The following is a 15,666-nucleotide window of genomic DNA, read 5'->3' on the forward strand; positions in this document are numbered from 1 at the left end:
CCTGATTCGGCTTTGTTACTATTATTTAATAAATAACATTTCAGAGTATTTAGGCAATGGCCATAACTCATCAGCAACAAGTAGCTCAAGTGCATCAGCGTGCTCACGTGCTTCACCCATAAGAGGACAAAGAACGTCTGCACTATGGCGCATATGTGCTTCTGCATCAGCAAAATCATGCTTAGCAACTTCAGTATCAATCTTAGTGATTGCAGCTAATAGACCATTTACATGTTCAGCAACTTGCTTAGTAATGCTTGAATCTAATTCAATACCTAAGTCTTGTGTTGATGTAGCAGCTAGGCTTAGCTCTGATAAGTAAGCAATTGCTGCTGGGTAGATTTTAGTTTTAGCAATATCACTTACTAATTTAGCTTCAACTTCAATCGCTAGATTGTATTGTTCAGCATAAACTTCGTAACGGCTTTCTAGTTCAACCGGTGTTAGTACACCCGTGTTTTGGAATAGATCAATCACTTCTTGTGATTTGAATGCAGGTAAAGCATCTGCCGTTGTTGGGATATTTTTAAGACCACGTTCTTCAACTGCGGCTTTATGCCATTCCTCTGAGTAACCGTCACCACCGAATACAGCGTTGCCGTGTAGTTCCATTAACTCTTTCAGTACAGTAATAACTGCGGCTGTTTGATCTTCAGTTTTTAAAGCAGCTTCTAGTTTTTCTGCAATCCAGTTTAATGAATCAGCAAGCATTGTGTTCATTGCAACTAATGGACCTGATACAGATTGCTCAGAACCTACAGCACGGAACTCAAAACGGTTACCTGTGAATGCAAATGGAGACGTACGGTTACGGTCACCTGGATCACGGTCAAAGTTAAGAATTTGCGAAAGACCTAGGTCCATCTCGCCGCCTTGAGTACAAGTTGTTAATTTACCTGTTTTGATTTCATCAAATACTTTTTCTAATTGGTCACCTAGGTAAACAGAAAGGATTGCTGGTGGCGCTTCATTAGCACCTAAACGATGGTCATTACCAGCAGAAGCGATAACTGCACGTAATAATGGACCGTATTTGTGTACACCACGAATTACCGCACCACAGAATAATAGGAACTGTAGGTTTTTATGTGGTGTTTTACCTGGATCAAGTAAGTTACCTTGTGTGCTGTTACCAACAGACCAGTTAACATGTTTACCTGAACCATTTACGCCTGCGAATGGTTTTTCATGCAATAGACATAGGAAGCCGTGCTCTTTAGCCGTTTGCTTCATCATTGTCATTAACAATTGTTGTTGGTCTGCACCTACGTTTGCTGCACCGTAGTAAGGAGCAATTTCAAATTGCCCTGGAGCAACTTCGTTATGGTGAGTTTTAGCTGGGATACCTAGCTTGTATAGTTTGTCTTCAAAATCTTGCATGAACACTTGAACACGTGCAGGGATTGCACCGAAGTAGTGATCATCAAATTGTTGACCTTTAGCTGGTGCTGCACCAAATAAAGTACGGCCAGCTAATAGTAAGTCTGGACGTGCATTAGCAAAGTTTTCATCAACTAAGAAGTACTCTTGCTCTGGACCACAGCTTGAGTTTAATGTAGCAACTTCTGTCTCGCCCATTAATTTAAGTACTTTCTGTGCTGCTGTATCCATTGCTGAATTAGAGCGTAATAGCGGGATTTTTTTATCTAGTGCTTCACCAGTCCAAGACATGAATACACTTGGGATCATTAATGTTGCGCCATTCGCTGTTTGTTGGATATAAGCAGGGCTCGTTGGATCCCATGCAGTATAACCACGTGCAGCGTTAGTCATACGTAGGCTACCGTTAGGGAAAGAAGAACCATCTGGTTCACCTTTAATTAATAGGCTACCTGTAAATTCGTTAATAGCATTACCTTCAGAGTTAGTCAGGATGAATGCATCATGTTTTTCAGCAGTAATGTTAGTCATTGGGTAGAAAACATGAGAGAAGAACTTAGCACCTTTAGATAGCGCCCAGTCTTTCATTGCTGCAGCAATAATATCAGCTGTTGCTTTATCTAAAGCAACACCTGTTTGAACTGTTTTCTTGATCGCTTTAAATGCATTTTTTGATACCGCTTCTTCCATCTTAGCTAGATTAAAAACATCAGTAGCCCAGATTTGATTTAGTGGCTCAGTTTGAGCGACCTCTTTTGGTGCACGGTTAGTAATTTGTTCAATTGCTTGTAGGCGGACTTGGTTTCCACTCATGTAATGCTCCTTGCTGATATTAATAGCGCTATTGTTATTTGTGATAACTATTATTAGATACTAAAATATGAAGTTATGACAACTAGATAACAAGAATTTAGCAAGAAGTAAGCCAGTTTTGTTTTTACAGGGATATTTGTAGATGAAAACAAAAAAGGACCGCAAGAAGCAGTCCTTTTAAATTTAAAAAGAGAGAAGGATTATACGCTGTAGTATAGGTCAAACTCTTTTGGATGTGTTGCTTGTGAAACAGCTTCACATTCAGCAGTTTTTAGCTCAATAAATGCATCAATTGCTTCGTTTGAGAACACGCCGCCTTCCGTCAAGAAGTCACGGTCAGCATCTAGTGCTGCTAGTGCTTCTTCGAAAGAAACCGCTACTTGCGGGATTGCATCAGCTTCTTCTTTTGGTAGGTCGTATAAATCTTTATCTAAAGAGTCGCCAGGGTGGATTTTGTTTTTAATACCGTCAAGGCCAGCCATTAACATCGCAGAAAAACCTAGGTAAGGGTTCATTGTTGGGTCTGGGAAACGTACTTCAATACGTGCTGCACGTGCTGTTGGTACGATTGGAATACGGATAGATGCAGAACGGTTACCCGCTGAGTAAGCTAACATTACAGGTGCTTCAAAGCCTGGGATAAGACGTTTGTAAGAGTTAGTTGATGCATTAGTAAATGCATTAATTGCTTTCGCATGCTTAATGATACCGCCAATGTAGTAAAGCGCTAATTCGGATAAGCCGCCGTAACCATCTCCAGAGAATAAGTTAACGCCATCTTTACCTAATGATTGGTGACAGTGGTTACCAGAACCGTTATCGCCAACTAATGGCTTAGGCATAAACGTTGCTGTTTGGCCGTATGCGTGTGCCACGTTATGTACAACGTACTTGTAGATTTGAATCTCATCGGCTTTTTCAACCATAGTGTTAAAGCGACAAGCGATCTCATTCTGACCCGCCGTTGCTACTTCATGGTGGTGAGCTTCAACTACTAAGCCCATCTCTTCCATGATTAAACACATAGCTGAACGTGTATTTTGTGAAGAATCAACAGGTGCTACAGGGAAGTAACCACCTTTGATGCCCGGGCGGTGACCTGTGTTACCGTCTTCATAAGATGTACCTGAGTTCCATGCTGCTTCTTTTGCATCGATTGAGTAGAAAGCACCAGCAATACTGTTACCGTATTTCACGTCATCAAATAGGAAAAATTCTGGTTCTGGGCCAAATAATACTGTGTCTGCAATACCTGTAGAGCGCATGTATGCTTCAGCACGCTTAGCAACTGAACGAGGGTCGCGGTCGTAGCCTTGCATGGTTTTTGGTTCTAATACGTCACAACGTAAATTAAGTGTTACATCGTCTGTAAATGGGTCTAGTACCGCTGTTGAAGGTACTGGCATTAGCACCATGTCAGAGTCTTGAATGCCTTTCCAACCTGCAATTGAAGAACCATCAAACATCTTACCTTCTTCGAAGAAGTCTTCCGTTACTTGATGGTGTGGGATCGATACGTGTTGCTCTTTACCATGAGTATCAGTAAAGCGTAAATCAACGAATTTTACATCTTGCTCTTGGATTAAAGCTAAAACGTCTTGGATTGTTTGTACAGACATGTTGTAGAACCTCATTTGACATCGGAAATGTTATGAATTGAAAATTATATTTCTTGATAAAGAAATAAGAATTTATCGACTTTCTAAACTTATATATATCATGTTGCTTAAAATATGCCAACTCGATTGTCCCCATCAAGCTTGACGGTTGGCACCATAAAAAAGGGTGATTTAGCGCTTTTTTGAACTTATTTGGTGCGTTTGTGCACTTATTTGGTGCATTAGTGTTTTAGTGTGATAATTACGCTGCTTTATTTCGGTGTTTTATCCATTTTAACTATCTGTGACAGACTTAAAACTTTCTATTTTTGAAATTATGTTTACAATGTGCGCACATTTGGCTAGAACACTTCCTGTGCTTTTATTGCCTAATTCTTTTTATACCAATTAAATAAAAGTAGATCCGTCTACTTTTATCTAATTGGTATTTTTAATAGTAAGTTATTTTTGAGGCGCATCATGTCGTTAGATAAATTAAGAAATATTGCCATCATTGCTCACGTTGACCATGGTAAAACAACATTGGTTGATAAACTGTTAGAGCAGTCTGGTACATTAGATTCACGCGGTGGTTCTGAAGAACGTGTAATGGACTCTAACGATCTTGAAAAAGAACGTGGTATTACCATCCTTGCAAAAAACACTGCAATTGTATGGAATGATTACCATATCAATATCGTAGATACACCTGGACATGCTGATTTCGGTGGTGAAGTAGAGCGTATTCTATCTATGGTAGATAGTGTTTGTCTTATTGTTGATGCGGTTGATGGTCCAATGCCACAAACTCGCTTCGTAACACAAAAAGCATTCGCACATGGCCTTAAGCCAATTGTTGTTATTAACAAAATTGATAAGCCTGGTGCACGTCCTGAGTGGGTAATGGATCAAGTATTTGATTTGTTCGATAACTTGGGTGCAACTGATGACCAGTTAGACTTCCAAGTTGTTTATGCTTCTGCATTAAACGGTTGGGCAAGTATTGAGATGGACGAGCAAAAAGATGACATGGAAGACTTATTCCAAACTATCGTTGATACTGTTGCGCCACCTGAAGCGGATCGCGAAGGCGATTTCCAAATGCAAATTTCTCAACTTGATTACAACTCTTACGTTGGTGTAATCGGTGTTGGCCGTATTACACGTGGTAACGTTAAAGTTAATCAACAAGTTACTATTGTTGGTGCTGACGGTAAAGAACGTAAAGGTAAAGTTGGCCAAGTATTAGGTTACTTAGGTCTTGAGCGTCATGATGTTGAAGTCGCAGAAGCGGGTGACATTATTGCAATCAGTGGTTTAGGCGAGCTTAAAATTTCTGACACTATCTGTGCTCAAACAAACGTTGAAGCATTACCACCGTTAACAGTTGATGAACCAACGGTAACAATGACATTCCAAGTAAATACATCTCCATTCTGTGGTAAAGAAGGTAAATACGTTACTTCACGTAATATCTTAGATCGTCTACACAAAGAGCTAGTACATAACGTAGCACTTAAAGTAGAAGAAACAGAAGATCCTGATAAATTTAAAGTATCAGGACGTGGTGAACTACATTTAGGTATCTTAATCGAGAACATGCGTCGTGAAGGTTATGAGCTAGCAGTATCTCGTCCTGAAGTTATCGAAAAGGTGATTGACGGCCAGTTACATGAGCCAATGGAAACATTGACAATTGACTGTGAAGAAGAGCATCAAGGTTCTATCATGGAACAATTAGGTATCCGTAAAGCGGAACTAACTAATATGATTCCAGATGGTAAAGGACGTGTTCGTTTAGACTTTATGATTCCAAGTCGTGGTTTAATCGGTTTCCAAACTGAGTTTATGACAATCACTTCTGGTTCTGGTCTTCTATACCATAGCTTTGATCACTACGGTCCTCATAAAGGCGGTACTATTGGTCAACGTCAAAATGGTGTATTGATCTCAAATCAAGCAGGTAAAGCGGTTACTTACTCATTATTCTTCTTACAAGATCGTGGTCGCCTATTCTTAGGTCACGGTACTGAAGTATATGAAGGTCAAATTATCGGTATTCATAACCGTGCTAACGATTTAACAGTAAACTGTGTGAAAGGTAAGCAACTTACTAACGTACGTGCATCAGGAACAGATGAAGCACAAACGTTGTCACCAGAAATCAAACTAACACTTGAGCAAGCGTTAGAGTTTATTGATGTTGATGAATTAGTAGAAGTAACACCTGAAAGCATTCGTATTCGTAAGAAACTACTTACAGAGAACGAACGTAAACGTGCTGCTCGTCCAGCTAAAGGTTAATTCGTTTACATAAACGCTTAACTTGTTACTATGAGGCCTTACGATTGTAAGGCCTTTTTTTTATGTTAAATTTAGTGCTAGCCATTTAATGGCTAACATTCATTGATGATGCTGAGGAGTATTATGTTTCAACTAGACCAGCAAATATTAATAGGAAAAATGAAAGCGCTCTATGGCTATGGCATTTTTCTCTTCAAACGCAGTAAAGAAGATAATATCAAAGTACCCGCAGGCCACCTTGCTTACGTGACTTTATTGTCGATCGTCCCTTGTCTTGCTGTGGTTTTTTATATGCTCTCGGCTTTTCCCATGTTTTCTGAGTTAAACAGCATTATCGAAGATCTGATCTATAACAGTTTTGTGCCCACAGCAGGTGATGCCGTTAAAGAGCACATGACTGGTTTTATTGAAAACACCAAACAGATGAGTATGGTCGGGATAGCTTCATTGGTAGTAATTGCTCTGCTATTGATCTCAACGATCGATCAAACCTTGAATCGTATTTGGCGTTGTAATAGAAAACGCTCAACTATTCACGCATTTACCATCTACTGGACTATTTTGAGCTTAGGCCCAATTATTATCGGTGGTAGCATTGCATTAAGTTCTTATCTCTTTTCTATTGTGCAAACTGATGGTTTCTTGTCAGTAGGGCAGCAGCTGCTAAGTTTTATGCCTTTTCTGTTCTCATGGTTAGCTTTTGCAGGGGTTTATACTTTAGTACCACATCAACGTGTCACACTTCGTTGTGCTGTTATTGGCGGTTTTGTTGCGGCGTTAATGTTTAATTTAGCGACTGACTTATTCAGCTTATACATTACCAACTTCCCATCTCAACAAATTATTTATGGCGCTTTAGCGGTTATCCCTATTATGTTTGTTTGGATCTACTTTAGTTGGTTAATTGTATTAATAGGTGCGGAGGTGACATCTACCTTAGATGAGTTCTTTTATCCTGAAGAAACCGAGCTCGATGAGCTTGAGGAAGCCTCATGATAGCCATGATACAACGTGTTAATAATGCATCTGTATCTGTTGATAATGCTGTAGTAGGGCAGATTGATGGTGGTTTGTTGGTATTATTAGGCGTGGAGAAGGGTGATACAGAGAGTCAGGCTAAACGTTTGGCTGAAAAAGTATTAGCTTACCGTATTTTTGCCGATGATAATGACAAAATGAACCTCAATGTCAAACAAGCTAATGGTGACTTGTTAGTTATTTCTCAATTCACCTTGGTCGCTGAGACTAAAAAAGGCAATCGTCCAGGCTTCAGTAATAGCGCAGAACCTGCTGAAGCGAAACGCCTCTATGAGTATTTCAGTAAGCAATGTGAACAGTTAGGTTGCCATGTTGAAAATGGGATTTTTGCGGCAGATATGCAAGTGACTTCAACTAATGATGGACCTACGACATTTTGGTTGCAGGTTTAATTCGCTGAAAGTGAATGCTTGGCTAGTGATAAACCCATAGCATTAAAGATTAGAATACTATGGGTAAATTCGATAGGAGTGTGATTTTATTTAAAACCAACGTGTGATTTCTGGTGTTGATGAGCTAGAGCCTGAGCTGCCTATATTCGTACTGGTGATTTGTTCATCAAAGTGAACGCCTGCACCGCCAGTTACCTTTAGATAATCACTACGTAAAGAGCCATAGATATCACCACTTGCTGTAACTTTGATTGCCGCATCGGGTGCATAAGCGGTTAAAAACATATCCGTTGAGCCAGACAAGGTAACACCATAATCATTATTATCGCCGTCAGAGTCATACCCTGAGTATAGAATAAATGAATTTTCACCATCACTATTTACTGCCGAAGTAGCTGTATTACCATCACTATCTAAAGCATATACACCACCATCAGCTGTTGTTGTAAAAGTACCTTCGGTGATAATGGTTAGCGTTGCGCCATCTTCCACATAAATTTTATCTTCAATAGAGGTATCCCCACTTAAATAGATAGTGACATTATTACCGCTTTCGATAGTGATTGTATTACCACTTTGAAAGCTATCAATACTCATCACATAGACTTCTGTTTCTTCACCTAAAAAGTCGATAGTTGCTGTTTCTGTATCAAAGCTATCTGTGGTGCCACTGCTTTTGTTATATGACTCTAGTCCTGTATCGGTAAATACATAGTCAGTGTAAGGCCAATAGGAAAAAGAGTAAGCAGTTGGAGAGACACTTCCTAAACTACCTACACCATCCGTTGTGTTGGCAAATTCACTGGCTAAATCTAATATGTCGCAAGTTTCAGTACCAACGTCACTAACTTGGTTTGTATCATAATAGGTTGCATTACTAACACTGCCATAACTAGGATAATTTAATTCACCACTATATGAAATCGGGTTATCAAAACTGTTCCGTATGGTGACATCGCCGTTGGCGCTAATACTATCCATTGTTGTTGAAGAGTAGGAGTTGGTGACATTACCGGTCGCCTGTGCGTTTCCATCAATAGATCCTGAGCTGCCTAAATCAATATTACCTGATACATGTGCATCACCTGAAATAGAAGCTGATCCCGACATGGTTAAGTCGCCATTAATCGACACACTTCCATCAATAGGTGAGCTGCCACTTAAAGTTAAGCCACTAGCATCTTCGTTTAATACTGAAACATCGCCATTATTACCTGGATTACTGGAGTCATAAGCACCTTCGCTTGAATCATAGCTATCAATGGTGCCACTGCCTCCTAATGTTGCGCCATCACAGGTAGTAATTGCGCCAGTAAAGACTGAGTTTCCTGAAGAGGAAGTTAATGAAAATGATCCGCGCATTGCATATGTGCCATCGTAGTGAAAACCTGAGCTATTTATTTCTCTGATATCACTATCTAACCAAGCATCAATATTGTGGTAATAACCACCAGAACTATTTTGTGCACTGTTCAATTGAGTCATCATATCATCGGTCGATAGGCTACTGTCTGTGCTGAGCATATTGTAAGCTTCAGCAAGTCCATTTTCAGCTTGTAACCGGGCATTAAGTTCTTTGGTATAATTACCCGCCATACGCTCTTGATTGAGGTTTTCTTGGATGGTGTCGAACACAATTAAGCTACCGAGAAATGAGATCACTAATACGGTAATTAATGCAAAACCTTGGTTCTCTTTAGGTTGAGTGTTAGTGGTGTTCATGTTCATTCCCTAAACTATTCATTCAAGCCTAAAATGGCTTGGCGTTGTGCAAACATCATTTGTATTGAATCAGTTTCATCAGCTGGTGTAATAGTGATAGTTAATAAATTATCAGTAGTTGCAAAGCTTAATGTATCAATATTAGTACCAATAGCAGTAAAGCTTTTGCTGGCATCATCTAAACCCGCTGTTGTATATTCTGCACACATTAATTGTCCATCAGTCAGGCGATAGCTTTCATAATATTGGCTACTCATGCCATTACCTAAACAGCTGGTATAAGTTTCGCCTGTATCTAAATTGTCTAGATTAAAAGTTAAATCTAATTGCTTGTAAGTATTACCATCACTACCAGTATAGGATTTATCATCCATTTCATCTGCTCGGTGTATTGCTCGGCTAAAAATTGAGTTACTAAAACGCAGTACTTCTTGTGTGTTTTCTAATTGCTGCGAGTAAGTTGAGGTTTCTTTTAAGCTTGAGAATACCGTTGCTATGCCTAATACAATCAACAATGACAAAGCCATTGCAATCATTAATTCAGTTAAACTAAATCCAGTTTGTTTTGCCTTATATAGTGGTTTCATTTTATTCACCTATGGACAGATATCTGGAAAAACAGCTTGCACGGATACTTCATCTTCTACATCAGTTAAACGCTGATCACCCCAGTCTATGGTGATCTTTAATGTATTGGTAATATCAAAGGTAGTTGGATCAAAAGTACGAGTAAATCCATCTGCTAAGGTTAAATCATCGAGCGCTTCAGAGCCATCTTTTAACTCACAAAGTGAATTCCAAATCTGTTCTACTGTATTGCTTGCCTCAATACTTGCTCGCGTATACTGGCTACTGCTTCGTGCATATTGCAGGCTTTTATTTTGTGTATAAGCCAAGCCTAAAACGGATAAAGCAGCAATTAGGATGGCAATCAGTAGTTCAATTAAAGTAAAGCCGCTCTGTTTGCTTTTTTGTTTACCATTATGTGTAACACGACTAAAGGAATCTTGCATTAATTACAGTCTCCACTATCTGTGCTGATCTGAGTTTGGCCACTGCTATAAATGGATAAACAACGATATTCATCTTCCCAAGTAAAAGCGAGTTGCTCATTTTCTGCAAAACCCGTTTTTTGTACGGCAATGGATACTTCACTAGCACTACCAGCGGAGGGAACAATAGAGACTTGATCTGTAGCTAGGGTAATGGTTTTAATGGTGCTATCCGCTCCCGACACCTGATTTGTTAATGTCCAAGTTAAACGGTTGTTTGATGAAGTTAAGGTCACTTCTTCATTACGTTTTAATGCTTCAGAGCGTGTTAATTGGTAAATACTTTGCACTTGGTTAACCGCAACGGAAATACTATTATCACGGATTAAAGCGGTCCAACTGGGAATGGCGATTATGGATAAAATAATAACAATCGCGACGGTGACCATAAGTTCAATCAGTGTGAAACCATGTTGTTTGGTCATTATCATTTCCAGCATCCAGAAGTGCTTGGCGTTTTGTTACCAAGATAATCAAAGGTTAAAGTGCCACAACTATCACTAGATTGGCTAGTGCTTGAAATAGGCACCGCTGAGATGGTGTACTCATCATCCTCTAATTCACTAAAGCTTACCGTATAATAGTCAGTACTGAAGTCACTAGCCGTTGTGCTTGAACCGGAATAATCGCCATTACGAGAGTAGTAACGTTCTAATTGTTGACTTAACTCAACCATTGATTGTTGTACTTCGTAACGATAACTTTTTTGCACTGCTGTGACATATGAAGCAAACCCAATTTGCGCTAAAATAGCGACAACGGCTATAACGATTAATAATTCAATAAGTGTAAAGCCAGTTTGCTTTTTTGCATATTGATACTTGCTTTTTGGGGGCCAAAATCTTGTCATAAAAAGTAACATTATATGTATACCATTGGTTGGGTAAGGCGTGCTTATACAGTATATCGGTAGCATCTTATTATAGTTTAATAATAATACAAATAATAAGCGTGTAAACAGAAAATAATAATTATTGGGTAGTTGAGTTCTTAAAACTCTTATTCATAGTGAGAAGACTTTTATTTTGCTTTAACTTGTTGCATAGTCCACTGTCTCAACCATTTGCTTCCATAATATAATTAAAAGAGCTCATTAAATGATGCCAGTTAAGCCTATTTGTCTACTATTTTATTGCCTGTCTTTAACGCTTTCTGCTTCCGTTTATGCGGCTACTAATTCCTCTCCTGAGTCTACTATGAAAAATATTGAAGTGATTAACAACTCCATTATCCAAAGTCCTAATGATAAGCGCGAATATCAAGTGATCCGTTTAGCGAACCAATTGGAGGTTCTGCTTATTTCCGACCCTGATTTAAAAAATAGTGCTGCTTCTTTATCTGTGCCAATCGGTAGTATGCATAACCCAGATTCACAGCTTGGTTTAGCACATTATTTAGAGCATATGCTATTCCTAGGTTCTAAGCGTTATCCTGTGATTAATGAATATAGTAAATTCATGAGTCAAAATGGTGGGTATACTAATGCTTATACTGCACAAGATGTGACTGTATACGGATTTGAAGTGAATGATAGTGCATTTGGTGAAGCCTTAGATAGGTTGGGCGATGTAATGAGTGAGCCTCTTTTAGATGAGCAGTATGCCGAAAAAGAGCGCCATACAGTGAATGCTGAAAATGAGACCTATGTTGATAATGATATGCGTAAATTATATGCCCTTCAGCGTTATTCACTGAACCCAGAACATCCCATGGCACGTTTCAGCACTGGTAATTTAGAGACATTAGTAGATAAACCTAATAGTAACTTGCAAGAAGAATTAACTGCTTTTTTTAGAGCGCATTACTCAGCAAATAACATGAAGGTCGCTTTGATTAGCCCTCGCCCAATCAAAGACATGCAAACTATTGCTGCAAAATTTTTAACACAAATTCCTAATAATAATGCCACCACTCCAGAGATCATGACTCCATTAGTCACTGATCAACAATTAGCTTTAGAAGTACAGATGAAACCAACGGTTGATCTGAAATTGCTGCAAGTGAATTTTTTAATCCCGAGCGTGAAAGATGAATATATGTATCAACCGGGTGGTTATATTAGTCGTTTATTAGGATCTGATCATAAAGGAGGCTTATCTGATTATCTGCAAAAACAAGGTTTAGCTGAATCAGTTTCTGCGGGGTTTTATGCTGCACAAAGCGAACAGTATTCTCAGTTTAGTATGACCTTTAAACTCACTAGTAAAGGTTTAACTCAGCAAGATACGGTACTAGCGAGCCTATTTGCTTACATTCAGTTGATTAAAGATAAAGGCATTAATCAGTTACAATATTCAGAGCAGAAAAAAAGTTTAGATAACTATTTCCAGTTCTTACCGAAACAAGCCAGTTTTCAATATGTGATGTCATTATCTGCAAATATGCAGAAATATCCTTTACAGGATCTATTGTCCTATTCATTTCGTTTAGATGGTTTTAAACCTAAATTAATAGCTCAACTAATAACATATTTAACACCCGAGAATAGCCGTGTATTTGTTGTCTCCCCAGATGCATCTGTGAATAAAAATATTCCCTTTTATAAAGGACAGTATGCGCAGCATAAAATAAAATCATCTCGCCTACAGCAATGGTCGAGGTCTGCTCAGAATATTCAATTGCAAATGACTCTGCCAGTGCGTAATGAATGGTTACCTGAAGATCTCTCTTTAGTTCAAGAGGAGAAAAGTAAGCAGGCTATTTCTCTGGTTAAAGAGTCTGGATTATCGGTTTGGATCAAACAAAGCCAATTAAACCAGCCTAAAGGAGCCTATAAGTTACAATTGAATAATGATTTGAATGATCGAAGTCCTGCTGCACGTATTAAAATAAATTTATTGTTAGATGTATTACAAAAACAATTAGCAGAGTTAAGTTTTGTTACCCAAGAAGCTGGGCTTGGGTTTTCTATTAGCAGTAACGACGGACTATTGATCAGTACCAGTGGCTATAGTGACAAGCAGGGAGAGTTATTACTGACGTTGTTGAGTTATTTAGACAGCATGGAAATTGATCAGCAATCGTTAACCTTAGCTAAACAAGAGCTAATACGCAGGCTCAAGAATCAATCTAAAATGAAAGCGATGGACTTAGGGTTAGATGGCTTTAGAAAAGTGGTGCGTTCTCCCTCTTGGTCAAATGAAACATTACTAAAAGCGGTTGAGCCCGTGACTGCGGATGACCTAAAACAACTAATTAAACAAATACTATCCCAATCAAGTGTAAGACTATTGGCCCTAGGTAACTTTTCTGCTGTTGATGTATTGCAATTAACTGCGCAATTAAAAGTGAAGGTGAAGATTCAACCGAATGCATTTTATACCGTCCAGCGATTACATGCCGATCCAGAACAAGGTGCGTTAAATTTTGTTCGTCAATCAGAATTAGAAGATGATGCATTAGCTAGTGTGTATCTGATGGCCGACCAAGACCCTACCTCACAAGCAAAAGCAGAATTATTGAATAAGTTATTAAAACCTGCTTTTTACGATCAAATTCGTACCCAAGAGCAATTAACTTACTCTCCTTTCACAGCCAGTATTGAAGTCGATAAGAGCGTTGGTTTTGGTTTGTTCACACAAAGTCCAACCATTGGAAGCGCGGCTTTATATGGGCGTTTTCAAGCATTTTTAGAGAGTTTTAAAACGGTATTAGCAAATACTACTGAAAGTGAGTTTGAAGAGATAAAGAAAGCGCATATTGCTAACTATTTAGCAAAATCAAGCAATCTAAGTACAGAATTTTCTTATCTGATTGGTGAGTGGATGAGTAACAAAGATAAAATCGATACAAAATCACAGCATATCGAACTGTTACAATCTGTAACCTTAAAACAAGTACAGGAATATTATACCCGCTTATTTTTTGATAAAAGCGCCGCTCAACAAATAATTGTTCAAGTCAAAGGCAAAAAGTTTAGTGAGGAAGCTCCTCTATCACTAACGCCTGAAGTCGCTATTTCAAGTGTTGAACAGTTAAATACTGCACCAAAATAAATATTACTTTTCATTAATAATGTGTGAACTTTTATAAGTGATTAGGCTCACACTTAATGTACACAGGTAAGGAACTCGCTGAAAATTCATTTAATGACTCTCTATTCAAGCCCTTAGGCGAAAGCCTATAAGGGCTTTTGTTTATGGTGAGAATATGAAATAGATGGAGAGTTATCTGAAGCAAGCTCGATATGAGGATAACTTTTAGATCATCTGTATTATTTGAATAGGGTGGTGAGGGCGACCAATTACATGAAATTAAGTCAGTTTTTACTGAGGTAAAAAATTGATCTATTAATTACTGTAATGGGTATAAGTACAGAGTAAATTTATAACAATAAAAACGAAAGGACGAACAGTATGAAAAAAATACTATTTACAACGGCTATTGCATTAGCATTACCATTAAGTGCTTATGCCGCTGATGAAAAAAGCGAATTTGTTGAAGGTGACGCAACGATTGGTGGTGAAGCCGAGTTAGGAGCAACAGTCACAACAGGTAACACTGATACCTCTTCATTTAAAGCTGCTTTAGAGATAAAACAAGAACTGTCTGATTGGGAAAATACTTACTCTTTTGATGGTACCTACAAAAAAGATGAGGATGAAGTAACAGCAAAACGTTATTACTTCGAAGTACAAGGTGACTATCAAATTGATGATTTAAGTTATCTATTTGCTAATACTAACTATGAGATCGACCCGTTCTCAGGTTATGACTACTCATCTAGTACATCTGCTGGTTATGGTTACCGTTTTATTGATACGAAACGCATGTCATTAACTGCTGAAGCAGGTCCTGGTTATGTTTACCAAAAATATGATGATGATTCAGCGGAAACTGAAGGCGAAGATTACGATGCAAGCGCTGTTGCGCATATCGTTGTTGATTTCCAAACTAAAATTGGTGATTCTGCTAAGTTTCAACAAAAGTTTGTTGCGGATTGGGGGAGTAAGCTGGATGGCCGTTCAGAAACATCGATCTCAGCTAATCTAGTAGGTTCATTAGCCATGAAATTTGCTGTTGTGGTTCGTTATGATAATAAACCACTTGAAGATGTTAAAAGCACTGACACTGAAACGACTATGACGCTCTTATACGGATTCTAATACAAAGACTAATAGCTCGCTTTATTTTCTCAGTTAGCTTACTTAGTGCAAGCGGAACAGTTAATAAAAAAATAAAATAAACTCATGATAAGACAATTAATAAACCTCTAATTTTTGGTTGTTTTATCGTGATTTTAAACTTGTTATACCTCTCTTAAATACTTCTTGTTTCACTTTTTATATCCATAATCACCTGATAAATATGATAATTTGGCCCATATTGATGTGCGAGATGTTACTCAAGTCACATTAGCTTCGTTGT

General features: G+C 38.4%; 12 protein-coding genes. 5 read left to right on the forward strand and 7 right to left on the reverse strand.

Annotated elements, in window-relative coordinates; translation table 11 throughout:
- Positions 1-21 precede the first annotated feature (21 nt).
- The gene (locus tag OW492_RS11440; protein WP_290040083.1) at positions 22-2,193 is read right to left on the reverse strand and encodes a glutamine synthetase III; all 2,172 of its coding nucleotides are present in this window, start codon (positions 2,191-2,193) and stop codon (positions 22-24) included.
- A gap of 200 nt (positions 2,194-2,393) precedes the next feature.
- Positions 2,394-3,812, reverse strand: coding sequence for a glutamate--ammonia ligase (gene glnA, locus OW492_RS11445; RefSeq protein WP_290040084.1), 1,419 nt, complete (start codon positions 3,810-3,812; stop codon positions 2,394-2,396).
- A 459-nt stretch (positions 3,813-4,271) separates the two neighbouring features.
- On the opposite strand from glnA, the gene typA reads away from it, so the two are divergent.
- The 3 genes from typA (at position 4,272) to dtd (ending at position 7,525) form a co-directional block, all read left to right on the forward strand.
- Positions 4,272-6,095, forward strand: a complete 1,824-nt coding sequence (gene typA / locus OW492_RS11450; protein WP_290040085.1) for a translational GTPase TypA — start codon at positions 4,272-4,274, stop codon at positions 6,093-6,095.
- Between the two features lie 123 nt (positions 6,096-6,218).
- Complete coding sequence (locus OW492_RS11455; RefSeq protein ID WP_290040086.1) at positions 6,219-7,091, forward strand: virulence factor BrkB family protein; 873 nt, start codon at positions 6,219-6,221, stop codon at positions 7,089-7,091.
- Positions 7,088-7,525 (forward strand): D-aminoacyl-tRNA deacylase, encoded by a 438-nt coding sequence (dtd, locus tag OW492_RS11460; protein WP_290040087.1) that lies wholly within the window; start codon positions 7,088-7,090, stop codon positions 7,523-7,525. Before OW492_RS11455 ends, dtd begins: the two co-directional genes overlap by 4 nt.
- A gap of 90 nt (positions 7,526-7,615) precedes the next feature.
- Here the strand turns inward: dtd and OW492_RS11465 are convergent, their stop codons facing one another.
- Genes OW492_RS11465 through OW492_RS11485 form a run of 5 tightly spaced genes read right to left on the reverse strand, consistent with a single transcriptional unit; the run spans position 7,616 to position 11,149 of the window.
- A complete protein-coding gene (locus OW492_RS11465) occupies positions 7,616-9,247 on the reverse strand; it encodes a pilus assembly PilX N-terminal domain-containing protein (RefSeq protein WP_290040088.1) in 1,632 nt (543 codons plus the stop codon).
- A 14-nt stretch (positions 9,248-9,261) separates the two neighbouring features.
- Positions 9,262-9,834 (reverse strand): prepilin-type N-terminal cleavage/methylation domain-containing protein, encoded by a 573-nt coding sequence (locus OW492_RS11470; RefSeq protein ID WP_290040089.1) that lies wholly within the window; start codon positions 9,832-9,834, stop codon positions 9,262-9,264.
- Positions 9,835-9,843: 9 nt separating this feature from the next.
- On the reverse strand, positions 9,844-10,260 hold the full coding sequence (locus OW492_RS11475; RefSeq protein WP_290040090.1) for a prepilin-type N-terminal cleavage/methylation domain-containing protein: 417 nt from the start codon (positions 10,258-10,260) through the stop codon (positions 9,844-9,846).
- The gene (locus OW492_RS11480) at positions 10,260-10,724 is read right to left on the reverse strand and encodes a GspH/FimT family pseudopilin (RefSeq protein ID WP_290040091.1); all 465 of its coding nucleotides are present in this window, start codon (positions 10,722-10,724) and stop codon (positions 10,260-10,262) included. Before OW492_RS11480 ends, OW492_RS11475 begins: the two co-directional genes overlap by 1 nt.
- Positions 10,725-10,726: 2 nt before the next feature.
- The gene (locus OW492_RS11485; RefSeq protein WP_290040092.1) at positions 10,727-11,149 is read right to left on the reverse strand and encodes a type IV pilin protein; all 423 of its coding nucleotides are present in this window, start codon (positions 11,147-11,149) and stop codon (positions 10,727-10,729) included.
- A gap of 247 nt (positions 11,150-11,396) precedes the next feature.
- Here OW492_RS11485 and OW492_RS11490 point away from each other — a divergent pair, with 247 nt between their 5' ends.
- A complete protein-coding gene (locus OW492_RS11490) occupies positions 11,397-14,294 on the forward strand; it encodes an insulinase family protein (protein WP_290040093.1) in 2,898 nt (965 codons plus the stop codon).
- Between the two features lie 360 nt (positions 14,295-14,654).
- Positions 14,655-15,404 (forward strand): DUF481 domain-containing protein, encoded by a 750-nt coding sequence (locus OW492_RS11495; RefSeq protein ID WP_290040094.1) that lies wholly within the window; start codon positions 14,655-14,657, stop codon positions 15,402-15,404.
- Positions 15,405-15,666: the final 262 nt, after the last annotated feature.

It is taken from the genome of Psychromonas sp. 14N.309.X.WAT.B.A12 (assembly GCF_030397575.1).
Lineage (GTDB): Bacteria > Pseudomonadota > Gammaproteobacteria > Enterobacterales > Psychromonadaceae > Psychromonas.

Bases quoted from the DNA above. Each gene is read 5' to 3' on its own strand.
- OW492_RS11440 (WP_290040083.1), bottom strand. From the start codon at position 2,193: ATGAGTGGAAACCAAGTCCGCCTACAAGCAATTGAACAAATTACTAAC.
- glnA (WP_290040084.1), bottom strand. From the start codon at position 3,812: ATGTCTGTACAAACAATCCAAGACGTTTTAGCTTTAATCCAAGAGCAA.
- typA (WP_290040085.1), top strand. From the start codon at position 4,272: ATGTCGTTAGATAAATTAAGAAATATTGCCATCATTGCTCACGTTGAC.
- OW492_RS11455 (WP_290040086.1), top strand. From the start codon at position 6,219: ATGTTTCAACTAGACCAGCAAATATTAATAGGAAAAATGAAAGCGCTC.
- dtd (WP_290040087.1), top strand. From the start codon at position 7,088: ATGATAGCCATGATACAACGTGTTAATAATGCATCTGTATCTGTTGAT.
- OW492_RS11465 (WP_290040088.1), bottom strand. From the start codon at position 9,247: ATGAACACCACTAACACTCAACCTAAAGAGAACCAAGGTTTTGCATTA.
- OW492_RS11470 (WP_290040089.1), bottom strand. From the start codon at position 9,834: ATGAAACCACTATATAAGGCAAAACAAACTGGATTTAGTTTAACTGAA.
- OW492_RS11475 (WP_290040090.1), bottom strand. From the start codon at position 10,260: ATGCAAGATTCCTTTAGTCGTGTTACACATAATGGTAAACAAAAAAGC.
- OW492_RS11480 (WP_290040091.1), bottom strand. From the start codon at position 10,724: ATGACCAAACAACATGGTTTCACACTGATTGAACTTATGGTCACCGTC.
- OW492_RS11485 (WP_290040092.1), bottom strand. From the start codon at position 11,149: ATGACAAGATTTTGGCCCCCAAAAAGCAAGTATCAATATGCAAAAAAG.
- OW492_RS11490 (WP_290040093.1), top strand. From the start codon at position 11,397: ATGATGCCAGTTAAGCCTATTTGTCTACTATTTTATTGCCTGTCTTTA.
- OW492_RS11495 (WP_290040094.1), top strand. From the start codon at position 14,655: ATGAAAAAAATACTATTTACAACGGCTATTGCATTAGCATTACCATTA.